The following is an 18917-nucleotide window of genomic DNA, read 5'->3' on the forward strand; positions in this document are numbered from 1 at the left end:
TGCAAGCGCAGTTTCATCTCGATTTATCATTACCCTATGATGTTTGCCGTGAGCGTATCATTCAGTATTTGACCGAACAATTCGCGCTGGTTTTTTCAATGCCAATTCAGGATATTAGTATTCATCATTCCTTGCATGAACTGGGAATGGATTCACTAATGGCTTTAGCGGTAATCCGAATTATTGAAGCCAATTTAGGTATTACCTACTCTTTGCCCTTAATGATGCAAGGCCCATCAATCCTTGAAATTGCCGATCATGTGTTAAGCCAGCACACACACGATTTTAAGCCAAATCACGCACAAACAAAAAACAGTGCGGATGCGCTGTGGCTGGCAAATCGCAAATTAAAAGCAGATGCTCAGGTTCGTTTATTTTGCTTTCCTTATGGTGGGGGTGGGGCGTCAATTTATCGCGAATGGCAGCAAGAGTTTCCTGACTTTATTGAAGTATGTCCTATACAATTACCGGGTAGAGAAAATCGACTGGAAGAACAACCGCTTGCTGATCTAAATACTTTAGTCTCTTTGCTGGCTCGTCATCTTCGCCCGCATTTGATTTACCCTTTGCTTTTTTTGGCCATAGTTTTGGTTCGCTGATAGGCTTTGAGCTGACACGCTATTTACGCCGGCATCATTTGCCTCAACCAGTGCACCTTTTTGCCTCAGCTTATCCTGATCCAAGTACGCCATCAAAAAGTTTGCATAATTTGCTTATGAAATTAGAGCAAATGGATCTTAATTTATTTGCTCTAGATCAAGAACTTATCGGTCAGTTAAATGAACAGCAGTTAGTTACTCTAGCCACGATATTTAAAGAAAATGGCATTGTGGATTATAGTGATGAACGCATGAACAAAAGCATTATCCAAGTATTGTTGCCGATTTTTATTGGTGATATGAAGATAGTACGTAATTATACTTATCAGGATGAGCCACCTTTAAGTGTAGCAACCTCCGTATTCTTAGGTACCAAGGATTCCTGGGTTGCTCCTGAGGATCATTGGGGATGGGCTAATCATTCATTAGTACCTTGCCAATTTCACCAATTTGATAGTGGCCATCTTTTTGTTCGAGAAAAGGAAGTTAGAACGAAAATAATTCAAAAAATTAGTAATGAGCTTGTTCGTTTTAGCCAATTAGCGTGTGAGGTTTAAATTTTTTGCTGAGATCTCTACGCCTATTTTGATGTTTATTGATATATATTGTACAATATGTCTAATTCATATTGAAAATAGGATTTGCTAAATGCCATTTATGCATATTCAAGGTCGGGTTGACGTAAGGACTTACAAAGAGCTTTGCGAAAATAACGGCTATAATCCAGAAGAAAAAAAATGTATTTTTATTTTTCCTGGTAATGATAGCCATCATGTTTTGGGTACCACTTTATTTTCAATAAAAAGTGGTGGCGGGCTTGCTGCGGCTTCTGCAGCAATTGGAACCGCCGGTTATCCAACATTAAGCTTGCCAACTACCTCGATGGAACAATGGTCCACAAATGGTAGACAGCAACAGATTGTCCAGGGGGCGGTTGCCGATTTATATAAAGCTTTGGGAGCGGGTTATCAGCTCATGTTGCCCGTTAGAGAACATCAAGATGCAACGTATTTTGATTATCCTTTACAGCCTGCCGAGATGTCGTTGGAACCTAGTTTTTGGGGCGGGATTCAAGCCGCTGCAAATAAACCACTTGCCAATTATTATATTAAAGAACTAAACGCATTGTCTTTGTTTATGTCTTTATCACCAGCGCAGCGCGATAAACAGCTTCAAGCAGATCAGACCAACCCTTTTTACCAAGCTTATGTGCACGGTCAAAATATGGCTATAGATGACCCGTGGTTAGCGCCAAAAATGGCTGCTAAAAAAACATCTGAACAAGCTGAGGTGCGCGAACGAAATATAGCCGCAGATGAGCCGTTGTTAGCACCAAAGATTGCTACTAAAAAAACCTCGGGATATAAAGAAAGTCAAACTCTTGGCATGACAAAAACGAGTAAACCAGATGCGAACGCAAAACCATTCATAGCGCCCAGAACACGCGCATTCTATGAGAAATGTTATGAGAAAAATCGGGATGTTCTGACCAATGCGCGCAATTTATTAAATAATTACACTGAAAATAATTCAATGCTCATGAGATTTTTTTCTGGACACTGGAATCGGCATCATGTGGCGGCGGTTAATAAACTTGTGGAGCAAATTGATAAAAAACAAATTACTGATATTGCTGATTTAATGAAACAGCTTAAAGAGATTAAATTAGTTAATCCTAATGGCTCTTTGGCGAGACGTATTTGCTTTATTGAAGAAAAAAATCCAGTTAAACCAAATTCGGACGAGCCATCAACACCCTCTTTAACATTGTAAGGTTTGCTTTTATAAATACATTCATATGTACATATGTGAGTCATTGAACTACTTTTGTCAATTAAACAAAGAAAAAATGGGCGGATTTTTTAAATATGGTATAAGTTATTCAACATAGAAGTTCGGTTTTAATATAGTTAAAGAATATAATTAATTTTTTAAAGTTACGATATCGCCGATTTTAATGAGTTTTTTATAATAATCAGAAGAATAATTGTTTGAAAATCGATTATTTGTAGTAAATAAATACAAAATTACAGCGTTTAATAACGAAACAGAATATCGAAAGTACTATCGTTTAAAATAATGGCGGCAGTGCATCATTGCTTATCCAAAACGTTAAGCCGAGGGATCCACCGCATATGAGTACACAGAATTCCACAGGAAAATAAAAAACTCATTGTGATTGTATTGAGCGCAACATATAATAAAAGAAACTTTGAGATAGTGCTTATGCAACTTAGCCATACTGATCTTGTCGAGTTAGCTAAAATCCTGGGATATAATAAAAATCTTCAAGGAATTTGCAACGGTTTTTCCGTCATGCTAGCCCAGGCTGTATTGCTTGAGCAGGAAGAAATGTTTTTTACCCGGCTTCGATTAATTGAGGAATACAAAGGTAACTTTAATCAATTAGCTAAAGAGATTGAACGGGTTAAGCAGCAGGTTAAAGCTGGTCAAACGCTTAATCAAGTCGAAACAAATTTACTCGAAATTATCGCTTTTTTTGATGGTATTGCAATAGCTCATTGTCCATTAAACCAAAGAGAGGTGTTTGCTGGTAAATACATTTCACAATTGAACATTGAGGCCGTTTATGCAGTAATGGGTTCTAAAGCGTTAGAGACCTTTAACATGCCTGTTGGTATTGTATCCAATGAAAGTCATGTCTTTACTCCTAAAGAATTAACTAATTATTTTCATGGTCTAGAAGATACCTTAAGTAAAACCAATTCCATTATTCCTCTTCTATTCTACAGTGATAATCATGCTGTTCTAGCGTCTTATGATAAAACAAAAAAAATATGGCGCTACGTTGATAGCAATTTATTAAATCAAACTGAAAATGGTTATTTAGAATTAACCAGTGAACAGCTTGCTGCCACTATTCGAAACGCTTTATATGGAATGCAGTTCTATATGGCATTTAATTTGGCTGCTATTTCAAATACCATCGATGCGAACGATCAATTATTGTTTAATGCTTTTAATTCGAAGTACCCCGTCGTTTTAGAACACGCCACGCGATATGATATTAACCAAATGGGATTGCTTTCTATGGCTTGCCAATATGGGCATTTGAGAACAGTCCAACAATTACTGCAATTCCCAATAATTAATATTAATAAAGGAAATAAAGATGGATCTACGGCTTTTTGGTTTGCCTGTGAAAAAGGCCATGTCGAGTTAGTCAAACTACTACTGCAACAATCTGGAATTGATATTAATCAAATAAATAATAAAGGAGCTAGTCCTTTTTATATGGCGTGCTCAAACGGACATATTGAAATAGTGCGATTATTAATGCAGCAAGAGGGAATAATTACCGATAATGCCCCATTGGGGTGCCTTAATGCTTTTTCTACCGCGTGTTTATTCGGATATGTTGAAATAGTTAAATTATTTCTGCGACCGGGGAAAATCGATATTAATCAGACCTTCAATCTTAATGACGCCCTTAATCTAGCTTTCCTTCAGGGGCATGTTGAGGTAATTAGACAGTTATTGCAACAAAAAGGCATTGATGTGAATCTAGCCCAATTCAATTTATACTTAGAGGGAATGTCTGCACAACAGCAGTCGATTATTCGCTTATATTTTCGCATTAAAGAAATGGAAGTTTATGGAAACTCCTTGTATGCTATTGATCGAGACAAGGCGCTTATAGTTCTAGAGCTTGTACAAGCCTTACATAAGAAATTAGACCAGTTTTACGACGAGTCCTCTTCGAAGCAATTTAGCGTGGAGCAGTTTAATCAATTCGCTACCGAATTTAAACATCTTCTCCATAGCCAGGATGCCTCATTGAATGAATATAGAGCTTCATGGAAAACAATTGTGGCTAATATTTTATTGGCACTCACGGGCATTGGGTTGTTAGCTATTGTGGTAAAAACCGCCTTTAGCGTCGTTAAATCATCTACGCAATGCGCTTGGCATAGCTGTTTGTTTTTTAGTAAAACGGCGTGTCAAGAAAACGTAGAGCGCGTGGAGGAGTCGTTCGCATATGCTTTCAATTGTTGAAATGTTATAAACATAACTGCGGTCGCTTCAGAAAACGGAAATTAATGCACGCTAAGCTGAGGGTCGGCCAGGGCAAACGCATGAGTGTTCAAAAAATACTATTTAGTACTTTCTGCGCATAACTAGGTTGCAAGGTTGCTTTGTATCGATTGGCCTTTATCCCCTTTTTTACATGATTTTTCGTTACGTAATGCATTGAGGACAACATGTCTAAACACACCAAAATTTTCCGAGGCATTATCTCGCCTAACCTTCGAGTCATCTTCTCTAAATGACACATCCAGTACCCAGACCAATTAATGATTTAATTACCGGGCATTTTGGTACAAGGAGTAAGTTAAGGCTCGATGTTTACATTGCTATTATAATATTAGGCGATACTGAGATGATTAATATAGTTTTCATGTGATATCTATGATTCTGTTTGAGTTATTTGTTTCCATTGAAAATAGGTAGAAAAAAGAATAAATGAAATTGCGCCTAATGAAATAATCAAACTTCCATAATAGAACAGAGGCTTCCCATCAGGAAAATGAATTACTTGGTCCACATATGAAATTAATAAAAAATAGGCAAACCAAATAAAGAGAATTCCATAAGATAGATATATTTTTAAATTATAATAGTAACTAAGAATACGACTTAGAAAGGCTAATAATACAAACACAGGAAAAGAGAAGAAGTAGTACAACATTTGCATTCCTGAGGCTTCGTAAGGTATATGAAAAATATTATTTTTTATAGTCGAACAGGCCACTGCAATGTATAGGTAAATGAGATAAAGAGCCGAACCATTCATTAAGAATAAAAATAATAAACCAAGCTTCTTTTTCACTTATTGCCTCGCAAATTAATTTAAATAATTAAATCTTGGCTGGTAATGGGGGATTACAGGACTTTTAACTTGTGCTCCCTTTTTACTATCAATATTCATTTTCTATATTCCTTAATTATTTTTATTATAGCAATATTGAGTAATTTTGATCCAACATTAAATTCTGTCTCCAAAATACATGATTGGGATCGCAATCTGATCATGAAAAGTCGAATATCTTAAGAGCATCAGAGTATTGTCTAATAAATGGAATCATAGACAATTATTCTAGATCACTATGCTCTACTTAAATCCATTCGTAATGGGATAGCGCCAATCTTTACCAAAAGCCATAGGACTGATTTTAATTCCTGGGGCAGCTTGGCGTCGTTTGTATTCATTGCGTTTAATCAATTGAATCACCCGGGTAACATCTTCGGCTTTAAAACCTTGCTGAATTATTTCAGCAGGACTTAAATTCTTTTCCATATAAGCAACAATAATGGCATCCAAGACCTCGTATTCGGGTAAGCTGTCTTGATCTGTTTGATTCTCTCTGAGCTCTGCGGAAGGCGCGCGGGTTATCACGCGTTCAGGAATAACTTCTGCAAGGCTGTTGCGGTAACGAGCCAGTGCATAAACTTCAGTTTTAAGTACGTCTTTTAATATGCCAAAGCCACCACACATATCCCCGTATAAGGTAGCATAGCCAACAGCAGACTCACTTTTATTCGAGGTGGTAAGTACCATGTTGCCACTTTTATTCGACATGGCCATGAGTAATAAACCACGAATTCGCGCCTGGATATTTTCTTCAGTAGTATCCATAGGCAGCCCAGAAAATACCGGTTCAAGAGTTGTCATTAAGGTATTAAAAGCAGGTTCAATCGACAATAATGAGTGTGATACACCGAGTATTTCTAATTCTTTGATGGCATCTTCATAACTTATATCAGCTGTATAGCGAGAAGGCATAAGTACTGCATGTACGCGCTCAGCACCTAAAGCATCGACGGCAACTGCCAGAGTCAATGCGGAGTCAATTCCCCCGGAAAGGCCAAGTAAAACACCAGGAAAATGATTTTTATTCACGTAATCTTTAGTACCGCAAACTAATGCCTCATACAGTAATTGTTCTTTGCTAAGCAGAGGAGCAGTTGGTCCAGAAAGCTTTTTCCCTTCGATCTCAATAGTACATAAATCTTCTTTAAATGCGGGGGCGCGTGCACAAATTGTGCCTTGATGATCCATGGCTAGTGATTGTCCATCAAAGAGCAATTCATCTTGGCCACCAATTTGGTTCACATAAATAACGGCTACACCATGCTGGGCATGCGACTTTAATAAGGTTTCGCGTTTTTGATATTTGCTTATATCAAATGGTGAGGCATTAATGCTTACTATAATGGATGCACCATTGGTAATTAAATCTTCTACTGGCCCTAGTCGCCAGGCATCTTCACAGATGCAAATTCCTATGGAGTAATTTTTGATGTTCAGCAGGCATGGATTTTTAGGGCCTGGTGTAAAATAACGTGTTTCATCGAAAACTTCATAATTAGGTAAATTTTGTTTTTGGTATTGGGTAATTATTTTTCCGTCATGGAGGATGCTAAGACTGTTATAACAGTTTTTTTGGTCTACACTTGGATGACCTATGAGTACATAACAGTCATTGGTTACAGCCTGGATTTGCTTTAAATTTTCGCTAACTGCCTGGTGAAACTCTTTGCGAAAGAGTAAATCTTCTGGTGGATAGCCGGTTAATGCTAACTCAGGAAAAATAATTAGATCATGATCCGCTTGTTTCTTTTTTATAATTTCAATGATCTGAGCTCGGTTGGCTGTCAGATCCCCTACGGTGGGATTGGTTTGCGCCATAAGAATTCGGAGCTTATTTTGCATGATATTTCATCATCCTAAAGAATAAGACGCTTTAAATTATTATAAAGAGCCTCTAAATGAAAGATATAATTGTTAATTAGACCAAAAATTGCATAAAATAAACCCTTTTGCCTAGGTAATCCCATATATTATGTTAAATGAAGCTCTATCAAAAATGCCCGAAGCGTTTGAAGCAAAAATATTATTGCGCGGGCAAGAGTATTTTGAAAACGGGCACGTGCTTAATATTCGCTTTAGCGACGGTTTATTAAAAGGTCGCGTGAAAGGCAGTTCCAGTCAGATTTATGATGTGCATATGGATTTAAAAGCCTGGCCGGTAAAACGAGCAAGTTGTACTTGTATGTCATCAATAAATTGCAAACATGCTGCGGCCTGTTTATTTGCTTTGCGTGACCGTGAAAAAGCAAATTCTTTGTCACAGCCGGCGAATAAATTAGATAAGCGATTAGATAGTTGGTTAAAAAACCTGCGAGCTCAGGAAGCCTCTGTGGTTAAGGCGCATGACGCCACACATCATTTGGTTTACCTTATTGAACTTAAACTTATTGGTTATGAGCATAAGGTGGTGATTAAACTAGCATTAGCCAAACTATTAAAGCGGGGTGGCTATGGTAAAATGATCCCTTTTAACTCGCTTTCTGAGTCGAAGAAACAGCATTTTATCGGTGATGATAATGATTTGGTGGCACAATTATTATTTAAGTGTGGTGTTGCTGGTTGGTTTGATTCCTTAACGATTCGTAATAGTGAGTTATTAGCAGGAATCATTGCTACAGGGCGGGCTTTTTTTATCGAAGAGCAGAATCATGCGATTCAAATGGGCGAGACTTATACGGGTACCTGCGAATGGATCTTAGCACATAATGGTCGCCAAAATTTACTATTAATGCATGAGGGGCAGGCGGTTAAACCATTGTTGTTGGATGAGAGTTGGTATTTTGATTATACCAATGTCACGATGGGCTATTTAAAAACATCTTACCCGATTAAACAATTAGGGCATTTACTGGAAGCACCACCAATTCCTCTTGAGCAAGCAGATTTATTAGCAAAAAAAATGGCGCAGACTTGCCCTGAGTTTCCTGTGCCACAGGTTTTTGAAAAATATGAGTTGCGTCAGGTTGATCCTAAGCCGTTACTGATTCTTGATGCCATCAGTGAGGGGAATGAAGAATTATCTTGGCTTTATGAAGATGAAGAAGAACTTAACGCATTATTTACGGCGCGTATTGTTTTTAACTATGCCGGTTTAATGATTGCCAGTACCGAAGAGTGTGATACCGTAGTTTCTCAGCAGGGTGATGTGTTAATCCAATACCAACGGGATAAAGAGTTTGAGCGTGAAAAATTGGCTGACGCGCAGCAAATGCTGCGCTTAAGAGTGCCTAAAACTTGGGAAAAAGCGCAATGGCATGTAAGCAAAAATACTGATTTTATTTTGGAGAATATAAGTCAACCTGCGGATTTAGAATTTCTTTACAGCCAGGTGGTGCCGCTGTTAAAAAGTCAAGGTTGGCAAGTCGAATTTGCCAGTTCTTTGTATCAGGAGGTGGTTAGTGCAGATGAGGTGGAATGGTTCTCTGATTTGCAAGAAAGCACAACCGACTTCTTCTCATATCAGTTAGGTATTTTAGTAGAAGGCAAACCGGTCAGTATTGTGCCTTTAGTAGCGGACTTGATTCACCGTTACAGTGGTGGTGATTTAGACAGTCTTCCTGATGAACAATTAGTAAAACTGCCCTTGGATGATGGGCGAGCATTGCAATTGGCAATGGGGCGGATTAAGCCTTTAGTTCGTTTGCTGTTACAATTTGGCTTACGTCATATTGATGAAAATCAGCATTTACAAATTAATAAATACCAACTTATCTTGATGCAAGAAGCGGAGTTAGCGCTTGAGGCAACCAAATCACGCTGGCAGGGGGCTGAAACCTTAAGAGCTGAATTAAAACGTTTGATTAAAGCAACCGATATTCCTGAAATAGAGATCCCTCAAGGTTTACATGCGCAATTAAGGGATTATCAACGTTATGGCTTAAATTGGATGCAATTTCTGCGTACTAGTCGTTTTAGTGGCATCTTGGCTGATGATATGGGGTTGGGAAAAACGGTACAAACACTGACGCATTTACAATACGAGAAAGAGCAAGGGCGTTTGAAAACTGCTACATTAATCGTTGCCCCAACCAGTCTGGTAGGAAATTGGCAGGCAGAAGCACGACGTTTCACTCCAGAGCTCAAGGTTTTGGTTTATCATGGCAGCGAACGGCATCAGGATAATTTTGATGATTATGATTTAGTGGTGTCAACTTATGGGCTGATTCATCGTGATAAAGAGAAATTTGTTAGCTATCCTTTTTACTATCTTATCTTGGATGAAGCACAATTTATTAAAAATGCGCGCACCAAAACAACGCAAATTATTCAGCAGTTACGCGCAGCGCACCGTCTGTGTTTGACTGGTACTCCTTTAGAAAATCATTTGGGTGAGTTATGGTCTTTATTCCATTTCTTGATGCCAGGTCTCTTAGGGGATGCCAAACAATTCAGACTCTGGTTTAGAACACCTATTGAGAAATATGCTGATTTAGATCGACGTGAAGTACTCGCTAAACGGGTGAAGCCTTTTATTTTAAGAAGGACAAAAAATCAGGTTGCCAGTGAATTGCCACCCAAAACAGAAATGACCCGCACGATTGAAATTTCTGGGCCACAACGCGATCTGTATGAAGCGATTCGTATGAGTATGGAGAAAAAGGTTCGTGATGCTATTGTGAGGCAGGGACTAGGTAAAAGCCATATTATTATTCTCGATGCCTTATTGAAGCTGCGTCAGATTTGTTGTGACCCACGTTTGCTCTCATTGCCGGAGGCTACCATGGCACATGGTACTTCAGGTAAGCTGGAAACGCTTATGGAGCTTTTGGATAATTTAGTAGGTGAGGGCAGAAGAGTGTTGGTGTTTTCGCAATTTACCTCCATGTTGCAATTAATTGAAAATGAATTACAAGCTCGTCACTATGATTATTTAAAATTAACCGGGCAAACACAAAATAGACAGGCGATGGTAGAAAAATTTCAAGAGGGTAAAACCCCCGTCTTTTTAATTAGTTTGAAAGCAGGGGGAACAGGACTGAATTTAACACGTGCGGACACGGTGATTCATTATGATCCGTGGTGGAATCCTGCGGTTGAAGATCAGGCTACCGATCGAACTCATCGAATTGGCCAAGAAAATCCAGTATTTGTTTATAAGCTTATTACCGCAGGTACCGTTGAAGAAGCGATTTTGGGCATGCAAGAACGGAAACGCCAATTAGTTGATGGAATTTTGTCCGCAGATCCAGCCAAGGCGATAACCTTAAGTGAAGATGATATTGATCAGTTTTTTGTGCCTTTAAGTTAAAAAATATTAGTCTCTAATTCCCTTCTCTCATTAATGGGAGAGAGGGCGTTTTCGATTTAACAGCAGTCTGGTTTACTTAATTAATAGATAATTCATTTTTTTAATTAAAAACTGGCATAGTTATCAATCATGGCTTAAGCTATAACATGATTGAAATTATGGAGAATATTATGAGCTTATGGAAAACAGTTTGTGGTTTAGTTTTTGCTGTGTCTTGCCTACCTGCTATTGCTGCATCCCAGTCCCCCTTAGGTAACTGGACTACAGTTGATGATAAAACTGGAGAAAAAAGAGCCATTATAACTATTAGCGAATCTGGTGGCGTTTTAAATGGGGTAATTGATAAAGTTTTCCCTCAACCAGGTGACACGGGAATTTGTGATAAATGCCCTGGCTCGTTTAAAGGTAAAAAAATTAAAGGCATCCAATTTTTGTGGGGCTTGAAAAAAGAAGGTGACAACGAGTGGGGCGGTGGCTCTATTCTTGATCCTAAAACAGGTAAAGTTTACAAAGTTAAAGCCACTCTAGATGGAAATAAACTCCATGTTAGAGGATATTTGGGCGTGTCCTTATTAGGTCGTACTCAAACTTGGGTTAGATAATCGTCTTACCCGACCCTCTATCTTGTCGAAATCCCGCAACATATTTGCGGGATTTCGCTTTTCAAAAGCAGTATTTTTGTATTTTTCTGTATGTAGGTGGTGTGGATAATTCGAATAAGCTTATTCAGAACATACTTTCTTGCCTTTCAGGATGACATCCTTCTAAAAGACTATTACAATAGTTATCGTTCCAAATTGTCACTGTGTAACTAAATATGCTTGATCTGCAAAATCCCAAAAAAACCGTTGACCCATTAAAACGCCCTCCTCATTCAGCTGAAGCAGAACAATCCATTATTGGTGGATTGATGCTGGACAATCAGGCTTGGGATAAAATTAGTACCAAATTGTGTGAAGCAGATTTTTATCGTACAGAACATCGCATTTTATTTAGAGCAATTGCTGCTTTATCAAAAAAGGATCAGCCTTTTGATGTCGTTACTCTGCTGGATACGTTAAAGTCTCATAATGAATTAGATGATGCCGGTGGCGAAGCTTATTTATTTGAGTTGGCCAATAATACACCCAGTGTTGCTAACGTTGGTGCTTATGCCGATATTGTTCGCGAGAAATCGGTACAAAGACAACTTATTTCTGTAGCTACTGAAATTGCTGATTCGGCCTATAATCCTGCTGGTCGTGAAGTGCCTGAATTATTGGATATGGCAGAAACCAAAGTTTTTGCTATTGGTGAGCAAACAGCCGGAGATGGTGGTCCTGAGAATATTAAATCGATTTTAGTACGTACCGTAGAAAAAATTGATGCCCTCTACCATAATGGGGATGCACTTACCGGCCTTGCGACCGGTTTATCCGATCTTGATGAAATGACTTCAGGTCTACAGCCTTCTGACTTGATTATTGTCGCTGGTCGTCCATCTATGGGTAAAACCACCTTGGTAATGAATATGGCCGAACATGTCGCCATTAAATCAGGCAAACCAGTAATCGTGTTTTCCATGGAGATGCCTTCGGATTCTTTAGCCATGAGGATGATGTCTTCTTTAGGACGGATTGATCAGCACAAGATTAGAACCGGTAAATTGGATGATGATGATTGGCCTCGGGTAACTTCAGCGGTACACATGTTGTCCGAAGCCTCACTATTTATTGATGATACGCCCGCATTAAGCCCTTCGGAAATGCGTGCACGTTCGCGACGCGTGGCAAAAGAGCATGGCTCTGTAGGCCTTATCGTCGTCGACTATTTACAGTTGATGAAAGTACCAGGATTTCATGCGGAAAACAGAACCGCCGAGATCTCGGAAATCTCTCGCAGTCTTAAGTCGCTTGCCAAAGAATTGCAAGCGCCTGTTATTGCTTTATCTCAGTTGAACCGTAGTTTGGAGCAACGTGCCGATAAGCGGCCGGTCATGTCTGACTTAAGGGAATCGGGTGCGATTGAGCAGGACGCGGACTTAATTTGTTTTATTTATCGAGATGAAGTCTATAACGAAGACAGTCCAGATAAAGGGACTGCTGAAATTATTATTGCCAAGCAAAGAAATGGACCCATTGGTAAAGTGCGCGTGGCCTTTATTGGTAAATACACCCGTTTCGAAGATTTGGCTTTTAATGGTTATCAAGGGGTAGAGTAGTGTCCAGACCCACTAGATTGGTCATAGAACCCAGTGCTTTGTTACATAACCTTGCGCAAATAAGACGATTTGCTCCAGGCAAAAAAATAATTACCATGGTTAAGGCAAATGCTTATGGTTGTGGTTTGCATGCTGTGGTACCCGTATTGGAAGGGCAGGTTGAAGCCTTTGGTGTAGCTTGTATTGAAGAAGCCATGGCTATTCGTAAGATGGGTAGTCGCACGTATTGCATTCTTTTTCAGGGCGTGTTTAGTCCTGATGAATTTAAAATGGTGGCTCAGTACCAATTCGGCTGCGTCATGCATCAGCCACATCAAATGCAGTGGCTTTTAAATACACCATTAGATACGCCGATTAAATTATGGGTAAAAGTAAACACGGGCATGCATCGATTAGGATTTAAGCCTCATGAGTTGCAAGAAGTGATGAATGCGTTGCAAGATTGTCCCTGGGTTGACAAAGAAATTGGTTTAATGACGCATTTAGCTTGTGCCGATGAGCCAGAATGTATTGAGAATGTGCAGCAAATTTCTCTATTTGAACAAATTTCGGTAGCCGGTTTTAGCCAACGCAGTATTGCAAACTCAGCAGCCATTATTTCTTTCCCACAAACGCATGCTGATGTGGTACGTCCCGGAATTATGCTTTATGGAGTGTCACCGTTTGCTAAGCAGACGGCTATTGATTTGGGATTAGTGCCAGTAATGCGTTTTGTATCTGCAATTAGTGCGGTTTATGATCACCCACCCTTTGCCCAGGTTGGGTATAGTGGCACGTGGAAAAGTGATAAGCCTTCGCGAATTGGTATTGTTGCTGCAGGCTATGGTGATGGTTATCCACGGCATATTGCAGCAAATACACCGATTTGGGTGCAGGGACGGGAAGTGACAATTGTTGGTCGGGTGTCCATGGATATGTTGGCCGTTGATTTAACGGAGCATCCTGATATACAGCCTGGAGCTCCTGTAGAGCTTTGGGGGACTCATATTTTAGTAGAACGCATAGCACAAGCTGCCGGAACTAGCGGGTATGAACTGTTATGTCAGATTTCAGAACGTGTGCGCCACGATTAAGGGCTTATCAAGCAGGGTCTAGATCCTAAGTTCATGTGGTGCTAGAATGAACAGGATTTTATAACCCTTAAATCTGGTGATAATCATGAAAAAGTTAACTGTTGCATCATTATCTTTATCGTTCTTGTTAGTGGGTTGTGCTGACATGAATAATGAAGGTGTAGGCACCATTTCTGGTGGTGTTGTTGGTGGATTGCTCGGAAGCCAGTTTGGTAGTGGCTCTGGTCAAGTTGCTGCAGCAGCTGGCGGTGCTCTTCTTGGCGCCTTTTTAGGTGGCCAAATTGGTAAGAGTATGGACAAAGTAGACCGAATGGAAATGCAGCGTGCGTTAGAAACTGCGCCAACGGGTAGAGCCGTAGTCTGGTCGAATCCAGATACAGGGTATCGTTATACGGTTCAACCTACTCGAACATATTATCGTGAACGTTTACCTTGCCGTGAATATACTACTAAGGCTTGGATCGATGGGCGAACACAACTTATTCGTGGTAGCGCTTGCCGTCAACCAGATGGTTCTTGGCACGTGGTAAGCTAATAACTTTTTAGATAGATTGGCTGTAGGTTGAGGCAAATGACCAACCTACAGAGTAATAATCTTTATTTTACTTCTTTAGCTGTTGCTCCTTTATCACAGCAAGCGCAGCCACAATTACTAAATTTGTTATATAGCCAGCCAATTAAATAGCCCATAATAAACGCATCAATAAAGGCTATGACGGCGCCTAAAATACTGCCTTTAATTGAAGGGGTATATCCTGGATATAAATTACCCAAAGAAATAACAAAGTCATGTCCATATGCATAGTAGCTAGCAACTAATCCTAGGAATAAAATACATACTCCCCAAAGAATACCAAACGCAAGGCCTAAGGCTACGGGGTTTAATTTGCAACCGCTCGTCATCATTATCTCCCTATAAAGTTATTTATCTATTCCTGAAAAGCAATTGTTATTATATTTCAATTGCCTCTTAATATTATAGATCTACTTCTGATTAAGTAGTAGCTTTTGACAAATTGAAAAATATTGTGCCTCTAATTGGTGCAAATCGTTTAAGCAAACACATTCATTAATTTGGTGAATCGTTGCATTAACCGGCCCCAGCTCAATAACTTCAACTCCGTAAGGTGCGATGAACCGGCCATCTGATGTGCCGCCACTGGTAGATAGCTCAGGGGAGATCCCGGCTTGTTCAATCACCGCTTGTTGTGAACTATCCAAGAGCGCTCCCTTAGCCGTTAAGAAGGGCTCGCCACTTAAACGCCACTCAATATTAGGATGAAGATTGAATTCATTAAAGATTGCGCCAACTTTTTCTTTTAATAAATTTTGTGTTTGCTCGGTCGAATAGCGAAAATTTAAATGCAGTGTCAATTCCCCCGGGATAATATTGGGGGCGTAACCACCGGCGTTGATGTACGTAATTTGCATGGATGTTGGCGGAAAATAATCATTTCCTTTATCCCATTCAATTGATGTTAATCGGGCTAATGCCGGGCTAATTTTATGGATAGGATTCTCCGCTAAATGCGGATAAGCCACATGCCCTTGTTTTCCTTGTAGATGAATCTTAGCACTCAACGACCCACGTCTACCGATTTTAATAACATCACCAACATGTGTTGTACTGGAGGGTTCACCAACAACACAATAATCAATATGAATGCCCTGTTTTTTTAATTGTGCCATGACATAAGGCGTACCTAAGTCATAATCATCGCCTTCTTCGCCACTGGTAATAAGCAAACCAAGCTGGCCTGGAAAATCAGGGTAGGTTTGCGTAAAGCGTTTGGCCATGAGCAACATACAGGCTAGGCTCCCTTTCATATCGGCGGTGCCTCGCCCATAAAGCATGCCATCTTTTTCAACCATGACAAATGGATCAGTTTGCCATTTGCCCGCCTCACCAATGGGAACTACATCGGTATGGCCCGCAAACACTAATAAAGGGCCAGCTTTACCATAAGCAGCAAAGAAATTAGCGACAGGGCCTTGATTCATGCGTTCACAGCTAAAGCCTAGGTTTTGCAAGAATTGAATCATAAACTCCTGGCAACCGGCATCATCAGGAGTAATGGATGGAAAACTAATGAGCTCAGATAACAGCTGTTTTAATTCATCCATCTTAATTCGCTCTCAATAGTTCATTAATGCTTACTTTAGCCCTTGTTTTTTCATCGACTTGTTTGACAATAACCGCGCAATATAAGCTGTGACTTTTATCTTCACTAGGTAAACTGCCGGCAACCACAACAGAGCCAGCAGGAATACGACCGTAGCTGATTTCACCAGTCATGCGATTATATATTTTGGTACTTTGTCCTAAATAAACCCCCATGGAGAGTACCGAATTGCGCTCGACGATAACACCTTCGACCACTTCTGAACGTGCGCCAATGAAACAGTTATCTTCGATAATGGTTGGATTGGCTTGTAAGGGTTCTAAAACTCCACCAATACCCACACCACCGGAGAGGTGAACGTTTTTACCTATTTGGGCACAAGAGCCAACAGTAGCCCAAGTATCAACCATAACTCCCTCATCAATATAAGCACCTATATTCACGTAAGAGGGCATTAACACACTATTTTTAGCAACGAAAGCACCTTGGCGCACCATGGCATGCGGCACTACTCTAACGCCTGTTTGCTGGAACTGTTCTTCGGTATACCCTTGGTATTTGAGCGGGACTTTATCGTAAAATTGACAAAATCCGGCATCAACGATTTGATTAGGAAAGAGTTTGAACGATAAAAGGACTGCTTTTTTAATCCATTGATGAACTACCCAATCATCATTTATTTTTTCTGCAACACGATACTGACCACTATCAAGGCAGGAAAGCACCTCATTAACGGCAGCAAGTAATTCAGGTGTAGCAGTGCTCATGGATAAGGTTTGACGCTGTTCAAAAGCCTGCTCAATAATGGTTTGTAATGTGTGCATATATTGTTCCTATTTAGGGTTGGTTATGCCATAAGGGCATGTTGTAAATCTGCCTGTAAATCTTCTACATGTTCGATACCTACCGAAAGGCGGATAAAGCCATCTTCAATTCCCAATGCCTTGCGTTGTTCTGGAGGTATGGAAGCATGCGTCATAATGGCAGGATGTTCGATTAAACTTTCTACACCACCAAGGCTTTCTGCCAAAGTAAATAATTCACATCGGGATAAAAAGCGTTTTGCATCTTCTAATCCACCATTAATTACCATTGAAATCATGCCGCCAAAACGATGCATTTGTTCTTTAGCTAATTGGTGTTGCGGATGGCTGGGAAGACCGGGATAAATAACTTTTTTTACTTGGGGGTGGCTACTAAGCCAATGTGCCAGGTATTGTGCATTGTCACAATGCCGCTCCATACGCAAAGACAGGGTTTTTAAGCTTCTCAATACGAGAAAACTGTCAAAAGGACCCGCAATGCCACCACATGAGTTATGCAAAAAAGCAATTCGTTCTGCTAAATCAGGATTATCGCCAACTACTACTACACCACTGACTACATCAGAATGACCATTTAAATATTTTGTTGCCGAATGCAGGACTAAATCAAAACCTAATTCTATTGGACGTTGAATCCAGGGGGTGGCAAAGGTATTGTCTACTACACTAATAAGGTTATGTCGTTTGGCTAGAGCGGCTATTTCACGTAAATTAGCTAGTTTTAACATAGGATTCGATGGCGTTTCTACCCAAATTAAACGTGTTTCTGGGGTAATGGCTGCTTCAATGTTACGTAAATCAGTCATGTCGATAAAAGAAAAAGACAATTTTGAGGTACGTGTCTTTACCTTGTCAAATAAGCGGAATGTGCCGCCATAAAGATCATCCATAGCAATGACGTGATCACCTGCATTTAATAGGTCAATAACGGTGTTTATTGCTGCCATTCCTGATGCAAAGGCAAAACCACGTTGTCCTGACTCCAAACTGGCGATACAGGCTTCATAGGCCGCGCGCGTAGGATTATGAGTGCGTGAATATTCATAGCCTAAGTGTTTACCGGGGGCGCTTTGTTTGTAGGTCGATGTTGCATAAATTGGCGTCATGACTGCTCCAGTACTTGGGCAGGGTGCTTGACCATCATGAATAGCACGTGTATCGAAGTGATTCTTTTTCATTGGCTAATATTCCTTTTAAATTTTTTGTTTGGTAGACATGAGGCATGTGGGATATTCTAGTTGGGGAACTTAGTCTAAGCAAGGTATCAATTTGTGCTAAATTCAGAGAGAATAGGGTGGCTTTAAGCGAAATTAATCAAGGGTGTTTTAAGCATGAAATTTGATCTTCATTATTTATTGTCCGCTAAATATGCGCAATGGATTAGTCTTGCTTTAATTGTTCTTTTTTCTGCACTGATCATTATTGAATGTTCTGCTTTACGCTTTTCGCCAGTTAGTGCGCCAGCAGTACAAGAAAAAAATATTCGTGTAAGCACGAAATCAGATTCTTTTGAATCTATTCTAAATTCATCATTATTTGGCGTTTATGTACCTAATGATTTAAATGAGAGCAGCGTTAAAAAATCCATGTTAAATGTCACTTTGGTGGGAATATTATTTGCTGATAAGATGGATGATTCGCAAGTAATCATTCGTTCTGCAAAAGGCGAGGAAAAAACCTATAGAATAGGTGATACGATACCTGGGGACGCAGTGGTTAAACGTATTATGGCCAGCGGTGTACTGGTTGAACGCCATGGTGCTTTAGAGAGTTTAAGTTTGCCTAAAAATGAATTAACCTTTGAGCCTGTAGCCGCGCCGTTAAAAGAGGAATAGATTTTATGAGACATTTATGTAAGTTATTAATCGTTATACTGTTTATTCCTACTTTGGCTGCGTGCCTTTCGCATACTATTAGTTTACGTGAAGGCATTAGTAGTTTTCGCGTTGAGGATTA

At 39.8% G+C, this 18917-nt stretch carries 16 protein-coding genes; 10 read left to right on the forward strand and 6 right to left on the reverse strand.

Going from position 1 to position 18917, the window contains the following annotated elements:
- The 4 genes from LDG_RS20475 to LDG_RS18375 form a co-directional block, all read left to right on the forward strand.
- Positions 1-599, forward strand: a 599-nt coding sequence (locus LDG_RS20475) for a thioesterase domain-containing protein (RefSeq protein WP_267878837.1), incomplete at its 5' end; no start/stop codon positions are given.
- An 11-nt stretch (positions 600-610) separates the two neighbouring features.
- Positions 611-1156 carry a thioesterase II family protein gene (locus LDG_RS20480; protein ID WP_267878838.1) on the forward strand — a complete coding sequence of 182 codons (546 nt, stop codon included), beginning with the start codon at positions 611-613 and terminating at the stop codon, positions 1154-1156.
- 91 nt (positions 1157-1247) lie between these two features.
- Entirely contained in the window at positions 1248-2372 is a 1125-nt protein-coding gene (locus LDG_RS18370; RefSeq protein WP_006869803.1) for a DUF5617 domain-containing protein, read from the forward strand.
- 453 nt (positions 2373-2825) lie between these two features.
- Positions 2826-4616, forward strand: a complete 1791-nt coding sequence (locus tag LDG_RS18375; protein ID WP_050805514.1) for an ankyrin repeat domain-containing protein — start codon at positions 2826-2828, stop codon at positions 4614-4616.
- Positions 4617-5028: 412 nt separating this feature from the next.
- On the opposite strand, the gene LDG_RS03685 is transcribed toward LDG_RS18375, so the two are convergent.
- On the reverse strand, positions 5029-5451 hold the full coding sequence (locus LDG_RS03685; protein ID WP_040534395.1) for a hypothetical protein: 423 nt from the start codon (positions 5449-5451) through the stop codon (positions 5029-5031).
- 282 nt (positions 5452-5733) lie between these two features.
- A complete protein-coding gene (locus tag LDG_RS03690) occupies positions 5734-7335 on the reverse strand; it encodes an NAD+ synthase (protein WP_006869807.1) in 1602 nt (533 codons plus the stop codon).
- A gap of 130 nt (positions 7336-7465) precedes the next feature.
- Here LDG_RS03690 and LDG_RS03695 point away from each other — a divergent pair, with 130 nt between their 5' ends.
- From LDG_RS03695 to LDG_RS03715, 5 genes are all read left to right on the forward strand, one after another.
- Complete coding sequence (locus tag LDG_RS03695; RefSeq protein WP_006869808.1) at positions 7466-10741, forward strand: DEAD/DEAH box helicase; 3276 nt, start codon at positions 7466-7468, stop codon at positions 10739-10741.
- A gap of 170 nt (positions 10742-10911) precedes the next feature.
- Positions 10912-11343 (forward strand): DUF2147 domain-containing protein, encoded by a 432-nt coding sequence (locus tag LDG_RS03700; RefSeq protein ID WP_006869809.1) that lies wholly within the window; start codon positions 10912-10914, stop codon positions 11341-11343.
- A 215-nt stretch (positions 11344-11558) separates the two neighbouring features.
- Entirely contained in the window at positions 11559-12941 is a 1383-nt protein-coding gene (gene dnaB / locus LDG_RS03705) for a replicative DNA helicase (RefSeq protein WP_006869810.1), read from the forward strand.
- The gene (gene alr, locus LDG_RS03710) at positions 12941-14014 is read left to right on the forward strand and encodes an alanine racemase (protein WP_040534397.1); all 1074 of its coding nucleotides are present in this window, start codon (positions 12941-12943) and stop codon (positions 14012-14014) included. Before dnaB ends, alr begins: the two co-directional genes overlap by 1 nt.
- An 85-nt stretch (positions 14015-14099) precedes the next feature.
- Positions 14100-14549 carry an RT0821/Lpp0805 family surface protein gene (locus LDG_RS03715; RefSeq protein ID WP_006869812.1) on the forward strand — a complete coding sequence of 150 codons (450 nt, stop codon included), beginning with the start codon at positions 14100-14102 and terminating at the stop codon, positions 14547-14549.
- Between the two features lie 62 nt (positions 14550-14611).
- Here the strand turns inward: LDG_RS03715 and LDG_RS03720 are convergent, their stop codons facing one another.
- From LDG_RS03720 to LDG_RS03735, 4 genes are all read right to left on the reverse strand, one after another.
- Positions 14612-14920, reverse strand: a complete 309-nt coding sequence (locus tag LDG_RS03720; protein ID WP_233491416.1) for a bacteriophage holin — start codon at positions 14918-14920, stop codon at positions 14612-14614.
- Between the two features lie 78 nt (positions 14921-14998).
- Positions 14999-16138: a succinyl-diaminopimelate desuccinylase gene (dapE, locus tag LDG_RS03725; RefSeq protein ID WP_006869814.1), complete on the reverse strand. Its 1140-nt coding sequence runs from the start codon at positions 16136-16138 to the stop codon at positions 14999-15001.
- Position 16139: 1 nt separating this feature from the next.
- Entirely contained in the window at positions 16140-16961 is an 822-nt protein-coding gene (gene dapD / locus LDG_RS03730) for a 2,3,4,5-tetrahydropyridine-2,6-dicarboxylate N-succinyltransferase (protein WP_006869815.1), read from the reverse strand.
- A 23-nt stretch (positions 16962-16984) separates the two neighbouring features.
- Positions 16985-18139 carry a trans-sulfuration enzyme family protein gene (locus LDG_RS03735; protein WP_006869816.1) on the reverse strand — a complete coding sequence of 385 codons (1155 nt, stop codon included), beginning with the start codon at positions 18137-18139 and terminating at the stop codon, positions 16985-16987.
- A gap of 153 nt (positions 18140-18292) precedes the next feature.
- Here LDG_RS03735 and LDG_RS03740 point away from each other — a divergent pair, with 153 nt between their 5' ends.
- The gene (locus LDG_RS03740; protein ID WP_006869817.1) at positions 18293-18796 is read left to right on the forward strand and encodes a type II secretion system protein N; all 504 of its coding nucleotides are present in this window, start codon (positions 18293-18295) and stop codon (positions 18794-18796) included.
- The last annotated feature ends 121 nt before the right edge of the window (positions 18797-18917 follow it).

The sequence above is a fragment of the Legionella drancourtii LLAP12 genome, from assembly GCF_000162755.2.
Lineage (GTDB): Bacteria > Pseudomonadota > Gammaproteobacteria > Legionellales > Legionellaceae > Legionella > Legionella drancourtii.